The organism is Salinisphaera sp. G21_0 (assembly GCF_017744115.1).
Taxonomy (GTDB): domain Bacteria; phylum Pseudomonadota; class Gammaproteobacteria; order Pseudomonadales; family Endozoicomonadaceae; genus Endozoicomonas.
The window spans coordinates 67,348-87,171 of sequence record NZ_JAGHQW010000011.1; the positions used below are offsets into that span (position 1 = coordinate 67,348).

Here is a 19,824-nt window from a genome sequence, read left to right on the forward strand (position 1 = left end):
GGAAGCTCTTTTTTGTATGGCAGGCTTAGCTTGGCCAGAATCCAAACCATGGATGGAAGCACCAGCTCCTCTCTTTAGCCAATCGTATAGAAGCAAAGCGGATAGCCGTCTTTAGTGATGATTCGTTACCCAGTTGTGCACAGAGATCATCCAGTGCCGTGTGGTAATCACTGACTAGCCATGGCTGGCTTGTGGTACTTTCCGGTACAAACTCTTGATAAGCAAACTTGCTGTTTATACTGTCCTGCCCTAAGGGATTCTCCCAGGCTTTTTCTGCGTAACGGAATCGAATACCTGAACAGGAGTCCTCGTCAGGCACCGCAACAACATCAACTTGCGGTATCGGATCGTATCGAAATGGCGTCGCCCGCTGCATATGGGTGTTGGCCTGTGCTGCACTGTTGTTCTGCCAGAAGGCATTGACAACGTTGGTACCCGTTGCGTTGAGCAGATCAGCCATAACCGCGTGTTCAAGGTCGGCTAGCCGTTGGGTTGGCTGGAGATGAGCGGGCCTGGCTATTCGGGGGATCGAATTGATATTGGCCAGCTGCTGATCAGTAATCAGGTCATCGGAGCAGCGATGACTATTGAGAAGATGGTTGTTGCTCTCAAATCCGGGCCGCAGGAAGACGGGGACGCCGACCCCCAAAGTACTCCCGGCCTGCAGGGCTTTGATATTGCTATCAAGAATCAGCACATTGGCTTCGGTCACTACCTTGTCTGGCCGGTGTCGCCAGACTCGCCCAACCAGCTGAATGATTGAGCGCATGGATGATGGCTCAATAATGGCCCAGTCGTAATCGTGATCCCGACCCACTTCAGCAACGGCTGTGGCGAGAACGATAAAAATATGATGTTTTTTATCACCACTGTGAACGGCGTTGGTAATTTCCGGATGGTCAAACAGATTCTTACCATTATTCCGGTTAAGAATGCGATCCAGCTTATGTTCCAGCCGACTGCGTAAAAAGAGCAATTGACGGGCGTGATAACAGCAGATGTGTAGTTGGATATTCTTTGGCAACGGTGACTGGTACAGTGCCCTGGCCAGATCAACCATCGGATCAATATTGGCCATCCGTATCAGTCCAACACTGGCGGTTCTGTCACTTGCAGGGCAGGTTTCATGGTAGTTATTGTGCAGGCGCGTACAGGCATCGGTAATAATTTGGGCCAGAGTGCGGTTGTGAATTTTTTCCTCCTCAGTTGCCCGGGGAAGTGCTGTGGGCAGAATCTCTCCCACACGTTTCGGTGGCAGCGCGTTCAACGCTTTAATACGCTTGCGAGTGAATTGTGTATGGCGTTCGGCAAAGGTTTGTTCGTTACTGCATGGCTCAATATGCTGGTGGAATTCATCAAACCATGCACAGTAGACCCCTGTGCTTTTCCCATTCTGGTTGAGCTGCCATAGCTGGCGACCTTTCTGGTAGGCTACATAGAGCCCTTGAACCAGATCGGGTGTCAGGGTTGCCGAAGAGAGCAGGACATTACTCCCCATCATACCTGCCATATGCACCAGACGACTCAGGGCAGGCAGGTCATTTTGATCAAAGTCATCCGGCTCATCAAGAATAAGATCGCTGGTCAGCAGGCGGAGGATTGGCACAATATGTCGTCCACCGCGCAGCGTTTCTGTGGCGCTGATAATGTGGTCAACAGTGCAGGAAACCACCGGTGCATAGAGCAGGTCGCTGGCTTTTGGGTCTTGAATAATGGTTCCCAGGGTTGATTTATCCAGTACACAGTTTTCGTAGTCGAGTTTATCGATAATCAGATCGCTGGCTGATTCACTGCCGTTATCCTCTGAACTCTCCTCTGCCGCCTGCTGCTGTAAATCAAACAAAGTGCGTTGTGCTGCACCACCAACCAGGATAGCCAGTTCGGTATCATCCAGGTTTAGTCTTTCCCGCAGAGCTATCCCTGTCTGAAGGGTCAATACCCGCAAGCCCAGGGCAATGGTAAAGCGGGGGCCCCGCTCGGGATCAGCGAGTGCGGCCATAATCCGTGCATTGCCCAAGGTTTTACCACAGCCAGTGCTGGCCAGGTTCACACCAAAGAAGCCTTGCTGACGAGCCTCTTTCTGATGCTTTTTCACCAGGTTCCAACTTTGGTTTTGCCACTGAAACCTTGGCGTTGAAGTACGTTTGGAAAATGGGCTGATATCTTCGAGGTACGGCAGTTCGTGGGCAAACCGTGGTAGTAATCGCGCAAAATCACCCGTAAACCGGGCAACCCCCAGCAAGTGTTCATCCAACGCTTGTTTTGGTTGTTTTGACTGGCGATCAGTATTAGCGATCAGTGACGTTGTAAGGCTTTGGTCGCCGGTGACGCGGCGTTGGTCATCCGCAGGCAGGCTGGAGTAGTTATGGTCACCCACCATAAGACATAAACGCGCCAAATGCATCAACAGTGGATTATTTGTTTCCGGTAAGTTCAAGAGCGGAGGATGGTTTAATGCTTTAGTTGCCCAGCGCTTCACGGTTTTCTGCCACACCAGGCTGTCTGTGGCCTGAGCGGAAAAGCGCCAAAAATCGCCCACGTCATTGCGTTCATTTTGCGCTTTTTCCGAGAAAACCCAGTAGTTATAAGCAGACAGTCGTTTGTAGAAGCGAGCAATATCCAGTCCCAAAAATTTGGATTGATGGCGCAGTTTCTCCCTTTCTCTGAAATTATGCCTGTCATCACAAGGGAGTCGGTGGTGGGTAACCGTCAACCAGGCAACCAGTTGTGCCAATGGGGGAAGATGGGCAATACCTTTGGATCTATTCTTGTGTGCATAGTCGTTGTAAAGGGAGTCAACCCAATTGGGGTGCTGTTTGAAATAGACGGGAAGGTTGCATAACCTTGCCAGCCACTCCTTATCCGTCGAGCAGCCAGAAATCAGTGCTTCAAAAAGGCGCAGGGATAGCCACTCGTGACGGTAAGGGTCCGATTGTTGATTCCCGGATTCTTTAAGTTTTCGCTGGAATCCAACCGTTGCTTTACCCAGGTCATGCAGGAGTGCAGCGAGTACGGCAACAATCTGTATAGAGGTTGCCATAGCCCAGCTGTTTTCCCACTCTGTGCCAATCAGAGTTCGCCGGGTTTGATTGACTGGCACCAGGCCTTTGTTACTAAAGGCATTGCGTTTGCCCACCACCCAAACCAGCTCACTGCGCGACCGTGACCGAAGCCAGTGACAGCTGACTGCTGTGCTTTTGGTCGCTGTTTTTCTCAGCAGTTTTTTAACGGCGTTTAATCCATCCTGAGTAATAATGGTTTGCCAGGTGTTGTCACCAATTCGATCCGCAAAAGCATCCAGAACCCGTCGTGTTTTTTTCAGGGCATTTTTTTCGCACTGGGAGATAAAGGTGACCATCATGGCTGATTACTCCCAGTCAGATTTCAAGGCGATTGCTTTTACCTGGTCAAACATAACATCCAGAGCCTTATGATCCGTAAAAGCCTGCAAACACTGTTGCCGGAACTCTTGCTCTGTGGCACCTTCCTTCGCACATATAAACGACCATGGAAGAACCAGCGTATCCTTGATGAGATCAGCTACATCAAATACCAGGGCTCCCCGCCGGGTTTTGCCGTGCATGACTGCAAAGCCGTGAGGGATACCTAATGCCCAAAGCGTGGTTGCTGCCAGTCCGTAAGCCAGATAATTACCATGATTCAAAAAGCTGTTGGCCTGATCTTCTGCGCTGCGTTCACGGGTAAATGAGCCATAACCGGTTTGCCGTGCTGCAAACTTATACAACGTCTTGGTCAGCCGGGCCTCTGCCTGTAGCAAATCATTGACTTTACCTACCTTGTTGATTGTGCTTTCAGTACTCTCAAGCTCAGGCATTATGATATCAATGAGAAAGCCTTCACTCTTAAGGTCCCGGTCTTTGCTCCAGATGGTTTTCATAAACTGAATTCTGGCGAGCTGCAATTGTTTGGCTGCCTGCAATCGTTTCTGGTCATCAAACCAGAACTGCATCCAGCCTTGCATGTATTCCGTGGGGCGATATTCACTTTGCGGCGATAACCATTCCACTTCATTTGCCATAAGTAAGGGAGTGCCGCCGCCACCGCAAAAGCCAATTAACACACCAGCGGAAGCCAGCATACGAACAGCCGCCTGGGTGATGGAGGTTCCGTTTCCCAATAGCAGGCAGGTGGTATTGGCAATGGGGATATTCCAATACTGGTTATTATTTTTGGCTTCGGTGAGATAGAGCACCCGACCATCCTTCTGCATGATCCGGCACTTTTCCAGGTAATAGATATTGGCCCTTTTGGAATGCAGAATCGCCTTGAGATCAGTCAGCACTTCCATTGTGAGATACTCCTGTGCTGAACTCTATCGTTCATTCTACGCGTCAGATGCTTATGGGTAGCAGAGATAGAGGGAAACGCTGCTTGTATTTTGATCAACTTATCTGCCTTGTTTTGCAATTTATGCTGCCCAGCTGGCAGGGTGAACCTTAGTGCATTGTGCCGGTGAGTGAATATTGATTCAATTGATCTGAGTTCTATATTTCACCCTTTTTCTGGGGCAAAAAAATGGAGCTTATAAATCAAGTGGTTACAGATGGTGTTATTTTTTGGGTCAAAAAGCCTTTTTAGAGTTCTATCCCTTTAAATACGGGGGAGGTTATACTCAGAACTCTGGTTCACTGCCGCACAGGCAGCTTAGAAATGCTTACGGACAACCAGCTTGACTGCTTTCGGGTTCACTGCCGCACAGGCAGCTTAGAAACGCAGCTTCTTACAGGCTTGACGATAGGCTGGGTTCACTGCCGCACAGGCAGCTTAGAAATGATTCTGGTTTGCTGGTCCAGTTGCTCAAACGTTCACTGCCGCACAGGCAGCTTAGAAATATTTCGTGCCACTCGGCGCATAACAACAGCTTGTTCACTGCCGCACAGGCAGCTTAGAAAGCTTATGCGACCTCTCTTAATTCGTAGTGGTCGTTCACTGCCGCACAGGCAGCTTAGAAATTCCGTTTGGGCTACGCATCCCCGCTTCGTAAGTTCACTGCCGCACAGGCAGCTTAGAAATGTCACTGGAAGAAAAAGCGGAACTCGCTAAAGTTCACTGCCGCACAGGCAGCTTAGAAAGCTTCCGGCAGATCGTTGTAATTGAAGAAGAAGTTCACTGCCGCACAGGCAGCTTAGAAATTCAATGCTTTCATTCATGGAAGGAATGATTCGTTCACTGCCGCACAGGCAGCTTAGAAATAAAGATTATGGAGACGACCAAACCCGAAGGTGTTCACTGCCGCACAGGCAGCTTAGAAAAGTTAATGACGACACCGAAACCCCATGCAGTCGTTCACTGCCGCACAGGCAGCTTAGAAAAAGGTGCAAGCGGTGTCCCATACAGATGTAAAGTTCACTGCCGCACAGGCAGCTTAGAAATGAACTCAAAACAAGCTAAGATTTTTGGTGATGTTCACTGCCGCACAGGCAGCTTAGAAAAGAAAGCATACAGGCAGTGAGAGAGGCATCCCGTTCACTGCCGCACAGGCAGCTTAGAAAATGCTGGAGGAAACCTACCGCAAGGAGTTGGGGTTCACTGCCGCACAGGCAGCTTAGAAACCAGTGAAACTGACAAAGCATATCACGTTTTCGTTCACTGCCGCACAGGCAGCTTAGAAATGTTTGATATGTTCCAGATCCCAACCCTTGTAGTTCACTGCCGCACAGGCAGCTTAGAAATTCGGGGTCAGCCGTTCCTTATCCCACCCTTTGTTCACTGCCGCACAGGCAGCTTAGAAAGTGTGTAAGCAAGCAGGCAAGGCAACGAATAAGTTCACTGCCGCACAGGCAGCTTAGAAAGTCAGGTATTGCGCCAGTATCTGGGTATCAATGTTCACTGCCGCACAGGCAGCTTAGAAAGGTTTTCCGTATGAATCCCGGCATGGTCTCCTGTTCACTGCCGCACAGGCAGCTTAGAAATCTGGCGAAGCACGTCTGGCGCAACTATTACTGTTCACTGCCGCACAGGCAGCTTAGAAATTGCTGCTCGCATATAACAACAGCTTCCAACGGTTCACTGCCGCACAGGCAGCTTAGAAATACACCCCACATAGAGATAATTTTTAGAGTTCGTTCACTGCCGCACAGGCAGCTTAGAAACCCAACAATAACAACTCAAACCGACGCGGGTAGTTCACTGCCGCACAGGCAGCTTAGAAAAAGTGGTACACAGGTAATCAGCCAGTGAATTAGTTCACTGCCGCACAGGCAGCTTAGAAAATTCGTTTCTCTGCTCATCTATACGAGTCAGCGTTCACTGCCGCACAGGCAGCTTAGAAATATCAGATACATGAACCAGCATCAGAAGAAAAGTTCACTGCCGCACAGGCAGCTTAGAAATAACAACCCCTAGCGATTCTTTACAAAACGCTGTTCACTGCCGCACAGGCAGCTTAGAAAATTCGCAAGAAGGCCAAAAAGGAAGGCTGGATGTTCACTGCCGCACAGGCAGCTTAGAAATGACGGCGGATGAACTGGCGCACTATGCCGGAGTTCACTGCCGCACAGGCAGCTTAGAAATTTAGGGACGTGCCTGCCAGACAAAAGCCTAAGTTCACTGCCGCACAGGCAGCTTAGAAATGCAAGAAGCAGGTTATTGCTGATCTGATTCAGTTCACTGCCGCACAGGCAGCTTAGAAATGAGTGGTTTAAACACAGTAGTTTCCAGACCCGTTCACTGCCGCACAGGCAGCTTAGAAAAGCAAGGCCCGCAAGGACAGGGCATAGTCATCGTTCACTGCCGCACAGGCAGCTTAGAAAACAGCCTGGCAGACACCAACAAAGAAGCCTTGGTTCACTGCCGCACAGGCAGCTTAGAAAATTAACAGGAATTTCCGATACTTCACCACCTAGTTCACTGCCGCACAGGCAGCTTAGAAATTGCCCGATCTGATGGATATGCGAGAGCTGAAGTTCACTGCCGCACAGGCAGCTTAGAAATTGGAAACAAACCGTTTGAATGTACTGCTGGTGTTCACTGCCGCACAGGCAGCTTAGAAAATTTTTCAAATTCCTCTTTATCCTCTGGAAATGTTCACTGCCGCACAGGCAGCTTAGAAATTTCGGAGTTCCACAAAATGCTTCAAGAAAACGTTCACTGCCGCACAGGCAGCTTAGAAATGCTCTGCTTGGTTCGCTTTTCGTATCGCTTTGTTCACTGCCGCACAGGCAGCTTAGAAAATGATTTTTTTATGCCTGCTTTGAGTCTGGTGGTTCACTGCCGCACAGGCAGCTTAGAAAGCCACCAATCCGCCGCCAGCGGTGCCGGACAAGTTCACTGCCGCACAGGCAGCTTAGAAATACACGGAGGGGAGAGGATACTGGTTCGGGACGTTCACTGCCGCACAGGCAGCTTAGAAAATGCAGCGAATTGAGCAGGCAGCCAATGCCAGGTTCACTGCCGCACAGGCAGCTTAGAAATCTTTCAGGCTCAAGGCCTGGCGGATAGCAGCGTTCACTGCCGCACAGGCAGCTTAGAAATTTGAATGCGTCGTATATCCGTTTGTCTCTCAGTTCACTGCCGCACAGGCAGCTTAGAAAAGTACCGGCTGCACCTTGCCTGGTGTATCAAAGTTCACTGCCGCACAGGCAGCTTAGAAAAGTCGGCGGTGATGCCCGGGTACCAGTAGTCCGTTCACTGCCGCACAGGCAGCTTAGAAAGTGCAGGTAGTCTTCAAGGTCTTCCTGTTCGCGTTCACTGCCGCACAGGCAGCTTAGAAAACAGAGAAAGGACATGGCCAGCAAAACCCGCTGTTCACTGCCGCACAGGCAGCTTAGAAATTTGGTGTTACTCTATCTGCCTATAGGGCTGGGTTCACTGCCGCACAGGCAGCTTAGAAAAGCTCGGCATCACGAACAGCGTCCACCTGACCGTTCACTGCCGCACAGGCAGCTTAGAAATTTCCATACCCTAAATTACCGCAGGGCCGATAGTTCACTGCCGCACAGGCAGCTTAGAAAAAGTATTTGCGCCCCTTGTCTGATGCTATGGGGTTCACTGCCGCACAGGCAGCTTAGAAAATAGCTGTAAAAGAACTGTTTCAAATGCCAGAGTTCACTGCCGCACAGGCAGCTTAGAAACATCGTCGTACTCGCCGGTATAATTAAGATCAGTTCACTGCCGCACAGGCAGCTTAGAAATGTTAACCGGTTTCTGGCCATGCCGTGGACCAGTTCACTGCCGCACAGGCAGCTTAGAAATTCAGCGCTGGCGTCACCTTGACCCTTGGTAGGTTCACTGCCGCACAGGCAGCTTAGAAATCTATTTTGACGCCTGCGATGTAGTCTTGATTGTTCACTGCCGCACAGGCAGCCCTCCAAATGACTACCCGCGTAGAAGTGAAAGCCCCAATATTCACTGCCTCACAAGCAACTCAGAAAAGCGAACAAACAACCCGGGTATCAAAGTTTCCAACTCCAGCCAAGGCTGCAATCATTGAGAGGATAAAATCCAGAGGCGGAATATTTCCTGTCGTATAGTAAAGCAAGGCTGTTCAGCGATCTTGGGCAAATCAGAGTCGGTGATACACGTCAGCAGTTTTTTAATTAAACTGAAGTGCCGATCTTGTTCAGCCTTGGTAACCTGTATTTTTAAGATTTGATACCCAGTGAATAAATCTTATTAATGGTTTTTTTGGTTAAACAGCCTGACTCAATCAAACCAGTGATGATTTTAGTTACTGGTTGACAAGCGCCTCCACAAAACATGAACGATGACTTAAGTAAATCTTCACTGTAGCGTACATTTTTCTCAGGTTTGAAGTTCAAATCAAGAATATCAGGATTTGACTGAAAAACAGTGTACAGGATGTCAAAGTCAAGGTTGCTTTTTAATAATATATTTTCAACCTTGTCAATGGTTTTTTCGTTTCGTGGTATCCAGGTTTTGTTTTTTTCGACTTCTTGATAAACGGCCTTTTGCCAGTTTGACCAATCTGACTTAATCACTTGGGTCGGATTCTTACCGAACTGCCCTGGATTAACACCTATGACACGGATATTACATCTGTGAGTTTCATTTAGATAGGAAGTAAACTGATGCATTAGCTCAGTTTTACCGGCATCAGTATCTCTCCCGCTGGTAATAGCTGTTGTTATGAATTCTCCAGCCAGATCGCAGGCTGAGGCAACCTCAGGTTGGTTGCATGAAGTATTGTAATCCGGCAGCTGGTTATTCGGTGTTTCATCATTTACTGAACTGGCTTGATCCTTAAAACCCCAAGCGTATATCTTGTTAACAAGTTCTTCTTCCACCAGTCCCATTGAGATAGCTTTCATAATAAAGTCTTTTGCGGGTATACATCGGCCTCGCATTAGCCCGGCCACCTGCTGAAAAGGCCTCTTTTTATCCAAAATAGAAGTGACAGAATAAAAGTCATAATACTCCGGGTCCAATGATGGTAAAAATTCAAACAGAAGTTTTGCTGTGTCCTCCGATCCGATCTTGTCTCCTATTTCTTCGATGGCATCATATCCCTGATCAAAAACCTTCTGGTCGACGTTGTCTTGCCACTCTTTCCAATCGCAATGGCTAAAATCCTTTGGGTTGGTTAGTACGCTCAGTTCAGTCGGGAGTATGAAAGGTCTGGGGATGCGCTCATTTAATTGCTTGACCATTCTGGCAAACAGTGATTTTTGGCATTGCCTAATGTCCCCTCGTTTGGATTTACGGATTGCTTCGGCGTTGAGAATAAATTTTTTTGCCAGCTGTTCAATTGAATAAAGACTGTCATCGATTGCTTCCTGATAAGTGGGTGGAGCATCAGTGTTAAAACAGGTGGAAGTAGAAATATCCCGGATCATAGCTCATCTCAGTAATTGCAGGAAAAAAGCATTCACCATAAATTGACCTATTGATTAAAAAAAAGTTCCGTACACTAACCTGGGTTCGTGCGTTCACAATGGCTTCTGGTGACTTATTCCCTTGCAGGTGTTCATGTTCCTTGCCGGGGCTAAAGTCTTCTGCCTGAATGGTAATCAGAGTTCTGATTCTGTCTGGATTTTTTTCGGATGTGTCGTGATCAAAATGGTAAGCTACTGCCTGAAAATTCATATCGGTTCTTTATTGTCATGTCTGACTCGCTTCTTTATATAGTCTCTACACCAATGGGTAATCTGGGTGATATGACGCCCAGGGCCATAGAGGTGCTTCGTCAGGTTGACGTTATTGCCGCAGAGGATACCCGGCACAGTAAGCGTTTGATGAATCACTTTGGTATTGATACTCCGCTGATTCCCTGTCATGACCACAATGAACGACATCAGGCCGGAATGATTGTGCGACGTATGCAGGCGGGGGAAACCATTGCCCTGATCAGTGATGCCGGTACGCCGTTAATTTCTGATCCTGGCTTTTATCTGGTCCGGTCGGTGAGAGAGGCGGGATTTCGGGTGGTTCCCATACCCGGGGCCTGTGCATTTATCGCCGCGCTGTCAGTCAGTGGTTTGCCCACGGACCGTTTTTATTTTGAAGGTTTTCTGCCCGCGAAAGGGGCGGGGCGTCGCAAGCGAATAGAATCGTTGGCGGCTTTTTCCAGTACCTGGGGGGTTTATGAGTCGCCACACCGTATTATGGAACTTCTGGAAGATCTGGAAATGGTGCTGGGTGGTGACCGGTACATAGCTCTTGCCCGGGAAATCACGAAAACCTTTGAAACCGTGTTGACCGGGACGGTGTCTGAGATTCAGGCCGTTTTGCAATCCGATGCCAATCAGCAGCGTGGCGAGTTTGTGGTGCTGATCGAGGGCTTTAAGGAGGAAGAAGATTCTGAAATCAGCCCGGACATTGCAAAAATGCTGCAACGTCTGTTACTGGATTTACCCATAAAAAAAGCGGCTGCCGTGGTCGCTGATCTGACCGGGTTGAGAAAGAAAGACCTCTATGAATTGGGGTTGGACATGAAGAAGGGGGAGTAGTTGCTGATCACGGGAGTTGTCCTGCAATAGACGCTTCCCGCTTCCCGCTTCCCGCTTCCCGCTTCCCGCCGCCCGCTACCCGAAATGTGCTTTTGTGGGCAGCGGCTTTTTACCAGGCCAAGTAAAATGATGACGGTATTCCGGGACAAATCATAAGTGGGTTTTTGCTGCAATTGGAGATATGAATAACAGTTTTTGCCAATCCCGGAACCGAGTGATTTGTTGTTACTGTTGATTATTGCAGATTTCACAAGTAATATTCTCCGCCGCGAGCTGGCCGGGCAGTCGCTGTTTATTCTGGTTGTTTGATCAGAGTGAAGGGAGGAAAGTCCGGGCTCCAGAGGGTAGGGCGCCAGGTAATGCCTGGGGGGCGAAAGCCTACGGAAAGTGCAGCAGAGAGTAGACCGCCTAAGCCAGTGCTCTTTTCAATGTTTGTTGAAAAGAAATTGGCCGGTAAGGGTGAAAGGGTGCGGTAAGAGCGCACCGCATGGCTGGTAACAGTCCATGGCACGGTAAACCCCGCCTGGAGCAAGACCAAATAGGAATCCTATAGGTGTGACCCGCACTGGATTCGGGTAGGTTGCTTGAGGTGTCTGGTGACAGACATCCCAGATGAATGACTGCCCAGGCCTGCTTTGGCAGGCTGGACAGAACCCGGCTTACAGGCTGGCTCGCGACTCTTTTTTCCGCTTCAAGTTTGCTTTTCCTGATCGTTTTTGTGGTTGTCAGGGTGTCTGTTGCCACGGGACGTGTTTCTGTCTTTGTCTCACTGTCTTTAAATCGAAAGTCTTTATCGCAATAAAAGTGTTTTGCGCCCGATGTTGCTGTCTTTAAAAAAATAGAACCATAGTTCTTTAATTCCTTCATAGATTCTGTTTTGCCCTTTGTTTAAAGGCTTTCGCTATTCATTTTTCAAACTGTTCTTTTATTGGGTTGTCCAATAATGACGGGGAAGAGGTAGAACCCCTGCTTGACGTGGGTTTTTCAGATTCCTATAGTGTGCTTTAGTGGTGTAAAGTGGATTATTGTGGGGCGAATTGGGTGGCCGAATGGAGTTGGCTCTCATTAGTGCTTTTTATAAGTGATGATTGCTTTAAGGTTTTCAGGGGTTCGGGGACCAGGGAGAAGGTAATGTGTTTCGCGGTGTGAATGCCATTAATCTGGATGCCAAAGGGCGTCTTGCCATACCAGCCCGATATCGGCAGGTGTTGCGGGATCGCTGCGGTGGTGCTCTGGTGGCAACGATTGACACCGACGAACCTTGCTTGCTGATTTATCCATTGGATGAGTGGGAGCTTATTCAGCAGAAAATTGAAGCGCTTCCCAGTTTTCATTCAATGACCCGCCGGATTCAGAGGCTCTTGATTGGTCACGCCACCGATGTAGAGCTGGACGGCAATGGGCGTATTCTTATCCCTCCACTGTTGCGTGACTACGCAGGTCTTGAAAAGCACAGTATTTTGCTGGGTCAGGGCAAGAAATTCGAGCTTTGGGATGAACGTTGCTGGAATGAGCGCCGCGACCAATATCTGAAAGAAGCCAGTGAATCAGAAGAGATTCCGATGGAATTGCAGTCGCTCTCTTTGTAAATCATTTTTTTGCTGTTTTTGAGTTAAGAAAGCTTTGTGAAAAGTGTATGAAATCGTTAAATCGTGTTGGTGGTCAGGCAGGTGGTGATAAAGGTGGCCATAAAATGGTAATGCCCGGAAATGAGGTGGCTAACCATGTACATAAAACAGTGCTGCTGAATGAGGCTGTCGATGCGTTGCTGACTGATCCTTCCGGAGTCTATGTCGACGGCACTTTTGGCAGAGGCGGCCACAGTCGTTTGATTTTGAACGCCCTGACAGAGCAGGGACGGCTGGTGGGTATTGATAAAGATCCATTGGCCATTGCCACCGGTGTCCAGCTGGCCAGCGATGACCCACGCTTTGCAATTCATCATGGTTCTTTTACCGATGTGGACTCCGTGCACAGTGATCAGTTAGTGGATGGGATTTTGCTGGATCTTGGGGTTTCTTCACCCCAGCTGGATGATCCGGAAAGAGGTTTCAGTTTTATGCAAGAGGGGCCTCTGGATATGCGGATGAATCACCAGGATGGCGAGACTGCCGCTGGCTGGCTGGCACGGGCGGAGGAGCAGGAGATCAGCCGGGTAATCTGGGAGTATGGCGAAGACCGCTTTTCCCGGAGGATGGCCAGAGCCATTGTCAGGGAAAGGGATATTGAACCGATTCTGACCACCCGGCGGCTTGCCGATATTATTGCTGCGGCCTGCCCCACCAGGGAGAAGGGTAAGCACCCGGCGACCCGTGCGTTTCAGGCCATCAGAATCCATATCAACCGGGAGCTTGAGGATCTGGTGCTTTGCCTGGATCGGGCCCTGGAAAAATTGAAGCCCGGTGGCCGACTGGTGGTTATCAGCTTTCACTCATTGGAAGACAGAATTGTAAAACGGTTTATCCGCAAGCATCAAAAGGGGGATGAGCTGCCAAGCTGGCTGCCGGTAACAGAAGATCAGTTGAATCGACGGATGAAAAGTCTGGGCAAGGCGATCAAACCTTCCAGGCAGGAAGTGCAGGAAAACCCCAGGGCACGAAGTGCGGTTATGCGTGTGGCAGAAAAGCTGGTTTGATGATGGGCCTGATGGATAGTGGTCTTCTGGTGTGTATGCATCTTATTCGCTCTTATGGTGCTGCCCTTTTGCTGTTGTTACTGGTGATATTGTCGGGATTGTCTGTGGGGTATGTTTCCTACGAGAACCGTCTTCTGAATAACCGGATTCAGCAGGAGCTGGAGAACCGGAACAGCGCACAGGTTGAGTGGGGTAAGTTGTTGCTGGAACACAGCACACTGACATCACCGGGAAAAATTGAACAGGTTGCCAGGGAGAAACTGGGCATGGATGTGCCAAAGACCAGCCAGATAGAGATGGTTCTGCCATGATTCAGGGGCGAACTCAGGGACAGAAAGTATCACAGCGAAACCGGTCAGCTGCCCAGAGCAAAGCTGGCAAGGGGTCTATCTGGATTGGCCGTGTGGTGAATGGCCTGACCCGGAAGTGGCGACTGAAAATGCTGCAGTCCGTCCTGCTGTTGGCAGGGCTGGCTATTGGTTACCGGATTGTCGATTTGCAATTGCTGGATCGACACTTTCTGCAAAATGAAGGTGATAAACGTTCTGTTCGCTATGAGTCAGTGGCTGCGCACAGGGGCGTAATTTTTGACCGCAATGGCGACCCTCTGGCGGTCAGCACGCCGGTTGTAACGATCTGGGCTGACCCTGAAGTGCTGTATCAGGCCAGTGACCGCTGGCAGGTGCTGGCAAAGGCGTTGGGAGTTTCCCATAAGTGGTTGTCGGATCGCGTACAAGCGGCCAAAACCAGGGATTTTATCTACCTCAAACGGCAGCTGACTCCGGAGCAGGGGGCAAAGGTCATGGCATTGAGAGTGCCGGGTGTCCGGGCGATCAATGAGCACCGGCGCTACTATCCTGCTGCCGAGGTGACCGCCCATCTGGTGGGTTTTACCAATATCGATGAGTCTGGTCAGGAAGGCCTGGAGTTAGCCTACAATGATTGGCTGTCCGGCGAGCCTGGTCAGCGAAGGGTGCTGAAAGACCGTAAAGGTCAGCTTGCCCGACAGGCTGAGCTGATGAAAAGTGCCAGCCCCGGCAAGGAACTGATGCTCAGTATTGATCTGAGGCTTCAGTATATGGCCTACCGTGAGTTGAAAAAGGCGGTTGAGCAGCACAAGGCCAAGGCCGGTTCTTTGATTATGCTGGATGTCAAGACCGGGGAAGTGCTGGCAATGGTTAACCAGCCTGCCTACAACCCGAATAACCGGGCAGATATGCAGGCCCATAAGATGCGCAACCGGGTGGTGACCGATATGGTCGAGCCGGGTTCCACAATGAAACCTTTTGCGGTAGCGGCTGCCCTGGAGTCTGGTCAGTTTCACAAAGACTCAGTGATTAATACCGCACCCGGTTACCTGCGACTTGGCAGGGATCAGGTAAAGGATCACCGGAATTACGGTGCTATTGATGTGACCACTGTGCTGAGACAGTCCAGTAATGTCGGGGTTTCAAAAATGGCACTGGCCATTGGCCCGGACAAGGTGCTGGATTTGCTCCAGAGGGTGGGCCTTGGTCAAAGCACCGGAACCGGTTTTCCCGGTGAAAATCCGGGCTATTTGCCCTATCGGGATCGCTGGAGTGATATTGAGATTGCCACCTTATCCTTTGGCTACGGTTTGACGGTGACACCGTTGCAACTGGCTCAGGCCTATACCGTACTTGGCTCTGGTGGAATAATGCGCCCGGTCTCCCTGATCAAGAGAGATGTGGTGCCCGATGGAGTTCGGGTAATGGATCAGCAGATTGCTGATGATTTGAGAAAAATGCTTCGTGAGGTGGTCCATGGCGGAACCGGTGGCCGGGCGATGATCGATGCCTTTGAGGTTGGCGGGAAAACCGGAACGGCCAGAAAGGTGGGGCCAAACGGTTATATCAAGGATCGCTACATAGGTATGTTTGCCGGTTTGGCACCTATTGATAATCCACGGTTTGCCATGGTGGTCATTATTGATGACCCCTCTGGCAAGAACTATTACGGTGGCCTGATCGCCGCGCCGGTATTCTCCAGGGTGGCAGCCGGGGCGCTGCGAATGCTGGGGGTTGAGCCCGGTGAGTTAGGTAATCCGGGGGCAGATCGGCGTATGGTATTTAATCCCCATGATCGGGATGAGCAAATTTCTACACCATTGGAAGAAGGTTAAAGCGAAAAGCAATGACAGCTGAGCAAGAGAATACTCTTAATGGCGTGCTTGCCGAACTGCAGCTACCGGTGGTAGCGGTAGACAAGAAGCTGAATCATATGACCCTCGATAGTCGCAAGATTACCGGGGGTGAGTTGTTTATTGCGATTCCCGGTATTCAGTCCGATGGCCGCAACTACATAGCCGATGCCCTGAAAAAAGGTGCCGCAGCGGTGCTGGTGGATGATAGTGAAGGGTTTGATCTGTCTGCAGCGGCAGGTAATGAGTCCGTTTTTTTTGTTCCGGGCCTCAGAGGCAAGGTGGGATCTCTGGCTGATCGTTTTTATCGGCAACCTTCTGAACAACTGAACATTATTGGTGTTACCGGCACCAATGGCAAAACCTCCTGTTGCTGGTTTATCTCTGAAATCCTCGGGCAGCTGGGCAAGCCCTGTGCATTGATGGGCACAGTGGGGCGCGGGATGCCGGGGCAGATGGAGGCTTCCTTAAATACCACCAGTGATGTGATTTCTCTGCAGCAGTACCTGGGGCAACTGGTATCGGATGGCGTAGAGGCGCTGGCCATGGAAGTGTCATCCCACGGGCTTGACCAGGGGCGGGTGTCCGGTGTCTCTTTTGAGGTGGCGCTGTTTACCCATATCAGTCGTGATCATCTGGATTATCACGGTTCCCTGGAAAGCTACGCAGTGGCCAAGGCCCGGCTGTTTTCCGAGTGTACCTACCGGTATGCGGTTATTGGCAAGGACGATGAGTTTTCACCGCTGATGCTTTCCTCCTGCCCACAGAATGCCAATATCACCACCTGGTCCCTGGAAGATGCTTCGGCAGATGTGTATCTCAGTAACATTGAGACGTTACCACAAGGTTTCAGGGCAACCCTTCATACGCCCTGGGGTGTGGGTACACTGGCTACTTCATTGCTGGGGCGTTTTAACCTGGAAAATCTGTTGGCGGTTATTGCTGCGTTGGGTGTTCAGGGATATGCACTTGATCGCCTTCTGGCGGCCATTCCGGCGATTTCTGCCCCTCCCGGCAGGATGCAGCGGTTTGGCGGCGACGGTCAGCCGCTGGTGCTGGTTGATTATGCCCATACGCCGGATGCCATTGACAGTGTGCTTTCTTCATTGCGTGAGCACCGTGCGCAAATAGAGAGAATGATGCTTTCCGCAAAAGATTGCGAACAAGACGCCGGGAATATTGTCTGTATATATGGGTGTGGTGGTGACCGGGACAGAGGTAAACGGCCTTTGATGACGTTCGCCGCTTTGAACGGTGCGGATAAGGCAGTGCTGACCAGTGATAATCCCAGAACTGAAGATCCCCTCCAGATCATTGCTGATGCGCTGGACGGTATTACAGAGAATGACCGTCGGCGTATTCAAGTGATTGCGGATCGCTCTGAAGCCATCCGTTCCACAATTGCTTCCGCCAGTGCCGGTGACATTATCGTCATCGCGGGCAAGGGGCATGAAAATTATCAGGAAATTGATGGTGTTCGACATCACTTCGATGATGCAGAGCAGGTGCAGCTGGTATTGCAATCGCAATGCACAGGCGTTCGGTCGCAAAATGTTCAAGAGGGCGTGCAGGCATGATTGAAGCGTTGCCCCTTTCCGAGGTTGCCGAGATTGTTAACGGTCAGTTGCATGATCTGCCAAATGGTGAGCTGTCAGTCACCGGTGTCAGTATTGATACCCGAACATTGCAGCCGGGTGATCTTTTTATTGCCATTAAAGGTCCCCGATTCGATGGCCACGATTACCTGGGCCAGGCGCAGGCGGCAGGTGCTGTTGCTGCCCTGACAGAACACTATGTCACGGGTGCCGCTCTGCCGCAGATTGTGGTAGCAAATTCCGAACAGGCACTTGGGCTGTTGGGGGCTGCCAATCGCAATCACTTTGCCGGGTGTCTGGTCGGTGTTACCGGTTCCTGCGGAAAAACATCGGTCAAAGAGATGTTGCTGGCCATTTTCTCGGAAGCTGGCCCTACACTGGCAACGCAGGGCAACCTCAATAATGCGTTGGGCACACCCTTAACGTTGTTAAGAATCAACGGATCCCATCAGTTTGCCGTGGTTGAGATGGGTACCAGTGCTCCCGGAGAAATTGAATACATTGCCAATATGGGTAGCCCCGACGTATCCGTGATCGTCAATGCCGCTGAAACCCATCTGGCGGATTTGAAGAGTGTTGAAGGGGTTGCCTGGGAAAAAGGTTTTATTCTGGATGCTCTGCCAGACGATGGTACAGCAGTTCTGAATATGGATGACCGGTTCTACGGTCAGTGGTGTGAACGGGTTCTGCAAAAGTCCGGTCGACACATTATCAGTTTCAGTGCCCAGAGTTCTGAGGCGAACTGCTTTGCCAGTGATATCACGCCCAATCAGGAAGGCACCCGATTCACGTTACATATTCGCAGACATGGGCAGCAGTCAGAGCAACAATCGCTGCAGCTTTCATTCTGGGGTCGCTACCAGGTGACGAATGCCTGTTGTGCGGCGGCGGTTGCACTGGCCTGTGGCTTGTCGCTGGACATTATTGCCCGTGGGCTGGAAAATGCCCGACCTTATCAGCGGCGTGGACAACGCTTTGTACACTCGTCCGGTGCGGTCCTGATTGATGAAACTTACAATGCCAACCCGAAAGCGACGCTGGCGGCACTGGAGCAACTGGCGGACTGTGGAGGCAGGACCATTATGGTTCTGGGTGACATGCTGGACCTGGGTGAGATATCCGATGAACGCCATCGGGACATCGGCCGCTATGCGCAAGAATTGGGTATCCAGCAGTTTTTGAGTTTCGGGCCTTCTGCACGCCTGGCCAGTGAAGCCTTTGGCAGCGGACAGCACTTCGATGATAAAAGCGAGTTGATTGCCTTTCTGAAAGCACAGCTTCAGAGCATTACTAACAGCGACAGTATGGCTGTCATGGTGAAAGGATCAAAAGGGATGAAGATGTTGGACATTATCCAGGCTCTGATTGGGTCTGATTACAAGGGAGATGCCTGATGCTGGTCTGGCTGGCAGATTATTTAGCCCAGTATTACCATGGATTTCTGGTGTTCAAGTACCTCACGTTGCGGGGTATTCTCGGGGTCCTCACGGCTCTGGCCATGAGCTTATGGCTTGGGCCTCACTTTATTCGCAAGCTGAGTTTTTACCAGATTGGCCAGGCTGTCCGTGATGATGGTCCGCAAAGCCATTTAAGCAAGGCTGGCACCCCGACCATGGGTGGTGCCCTGATTCTTATCTGTATTGCCATCAGCACCTTGCTATGGGCCGATCTGAGTAACCGCTACGTCTGGGTTGTGCTGCTCGTTACCGGTATTTTCGGTGCGGTTGGCTGGGTGGATGATTACCGCAAAGTGGTTGAAAAGAACTCCCGTGGTCTGCCGGCTCGCTGGAAAATGTTCTGGCAATCGGTTGCTGGCCTTGGCGCGGCTTTTTTCCTGTTTTTTACTGCGCCATCCGCGACAGAAACAACCCTGATTATTCCCTTTTTCAAAAATGTCACGTTGCAGCTGGGGCCATTTTTTGTGGTGCTGGCCTACCTGACCATTGTCGGTTCCAGTAATGCCGTTAACCTGACGGATGGCCTGGATGGTCTGGCTATTTTGCCCACAGTGATGGTGGCTTCAGCCCTGGCAGTTTTTGCCTATCTGAGTGGACATGCAACTTTTGCCCAGTACCTGCTGATTCCTGCGGTGCCTGGAGCCGGAGAGCTGATGGTATTTTGTGCTGCCATCGCCGGGGCAGGCCTTGGTTTTCTCTGGTTTAACACCTACCCGGCCCAGGTCTTTATGGGCGATGTGGGTGCTCTTGCGCTGGGTGCTGCCCTCGGGGTTGTTGCTGTTATCGTTCGCCAGGAAATCGTGCTGATTATTATGGGCGGTGTTTTTGTTATGGAAACGGTCTCAGTCATTTTGCAGGTGGGCTCCTACAAGTTAACCGGTCGTCGTATATTTCGCATGGCACCGCTGCATCACCACTTTGAGTTGAAAGGGTGGCCTGAACCCCGGGTCATCGTGCGCTTTTGGATTATTACCATTGTGCTGGTTCTGATTGGACTGGCATCGTTGAAAATTCGATAACGGGTTTTAAAGGTAACGGGATTGTGACA

Annotated in this window: 11 protein-coding genes, 1 other RNA gene and 1 CRISPR repeat array; of the genes, 9 read left to right on the plus strand and 3 right to left on the minus strand. The window is 50.4% G+C overall.

Annotated elements, in window-relative coordinates; translation table 11 throughout:
• Window positions 1-25 precede the first annotated feature (25 nt).
• The 3 genes from cas3f to J7439_RS07345 form a co-directional block, all read right to left on the minus strand.
• The gene (cas3f, locus tag J7439_RS07335; RefSeq protein ID WP_209201180.1) at window positions 26-3,361 is read right to left on the minus strand and encodes a type I-F CRISPR-associated helicase Cas3f; all 3,336 of its coding nucleotides are present in this window, start codon (window positions 3,359-3,361) and stop codon (window positions 26-28) included.
• A gap of 6 nt (window positions 3,362-3,367) precedes the next feature.
• Entirely contained in the window at window positions 3,368-4,309 is a 942-nt protein-coding gene (gene cas1f / locus J7439_RS07340; protein ID WP_209201181.1) for a type I-F CRISPR-associated endonuclease Cas1f, read from the minus strand.
• 335 nt (window positions 4,310-4,644) lie between these two features.
• Window positions 4,645-8,393: a CRISPR direct-repeat array (repeat unit 28 nt; unit sequence GTTCACTGCCGCACAGGCAGCTTAGAAA).
• A 210-nt stretch (window positions 8,394-8,603) separates the two neighbouring features.
• Window positions 8,604-9,815: a hypothetical protein gene (locus J7439_RS07345; protein WP_209201182.1), complete on the minus strand. Its 1,212-nt coding sequence runs from the start codon at window positions 9,813-9,815 to the stop codon at window positions 8,604-8,606.
• 267 nt (window positions 9,816-10,082) lie between these two features.
• Here J7439_RS07345 and rsmI point away from each other — a divergent pair, with 267 nt between their 5' ends.
• The 9 genes from rsmI to mraY all read left to right on the plus strand — a co-directional run bounded on the left by rsmI (window position 10,083) and on the right by mraY (window position 19,795).
• Window positions 10,083-10,928 carry a 16S rRNA (cytidine(1402)-2'-O)-methyltransferase gene (gene rsmI, locus J7439_RS07350; protein ID WP_209201209.1) on the plus strand — a complete coding sequence of 282 codons (846 nt, stop codon included), beginning with the start codon at window positions 10,083-10,085 and terminating at the stop codon, window positions 10,926-10,928.
• Window positions 10,929-11,197: 269 nt separating this feature from the next.
• An RNA gene (rnpB, locus tag J7439_RS07355) (RNase P RNA component class A) lies at window positions 11,198-11,606 on the plus strand.
• 455 nt (window positions 11,607-12,061) lie between these two features.
• A complete protein-coding gene (gene mraZ / locus J7439_RS07360) occupies window positions 12,062-12,517 on the plus strand; it encodes a division/cell wall cluster transcriptional repressor MraZ (protein WP_209201183.1) in 456 nt (151 codons plus the stop codon).
• A gap of 110 nt (window positions 12,518-12,627) precedes the next feature.
• Window positions 12,628-13,563 (plus strand): 16S rRNA (cytosine(1402)-N(4))-methyltransferase RsmH, encoded by a 936-nt coding sequence (rsmH, locus tag J7439_RS07365; protein WP_209201210.1) that lies wholly within the window; start codon window positions 12,628-12,630, stop codon window positions 13,561-13,563.
• An 11-nt stretch (window positions 13,564-13,574) separates the two neighbouring features.
• A complete protein-coding gene (ftsL, locus tag J7439_RS07370; RefSeq protein ID WP_209201184.1) occupies window positions 13,575-13,874 on the plus strand; it encodes a cell division protein FtsL in 300 nt (99 codons plus the stop codon).
• 128 nt (window positions 13,875-14,002) lie between these two features.
• Window positions 14,003-15,706: a peptidoglycan D,D-transpeptidase FtsI family protein gene (locus J7439_RS07375; protein ID WP_502950411.1), complete on the plus strand. Its 1,704-nt coding sequence runs from the start codon at window positions 14,003-14,005 to the stop codon at window positions 15,704-15,706.
• 11 nt (window positions 15,707-15,717) lie between these two features.
• Complete coding sequence (locus tag J7439_RS07380; RefSeq protein WP_209201186.1) at window positions 15,718-17,301, plus strand: UDP-N-acetylmuramoyl-L-alanyl-D-glutamate--2,6-diaminopimelate ligase; 1,584 nt, start codon at window positions 15,718-15,720, stop codon at window positions 17,299-17,301.
• Window positions 17,253-18,713, plus strand: coding sequence for a UDP-N-acetylmuramoyl-tripeptide--D-alanyl-D-alanine ligase (locus tag J7439_RS07385; RefSeq protein WP_209201187.1), 1,461 nt, complete (start codon window positions 17,253-17,255; stop codon window positions 18,711-18,713). Before J7439_RS07380 ends, J7439_RS07385 begins: the two co-directional genes overlap by 49 nt.
• The gene (gene mraY / locus J7439_RS07390) at window positions 18,713-19,795 is read left to right on the plus strand and encodes a phospho-N-acetylmuramoyl-pentapeptide-transferase (protein ID WP_209201188.1); all 1,083 of its coding nucleotides are present in this window, start codon (window positions 18,713-18,715) and stop codon (window positions 19,793-19,795) included. The genes J7439_RS07385 and mraY overlap by 1 nt, the downstream gene beginning before the upstream one ends.
• The last annotated feature ends 29 nt before the right edge of the window (window positions 19,796-19,824 follow it).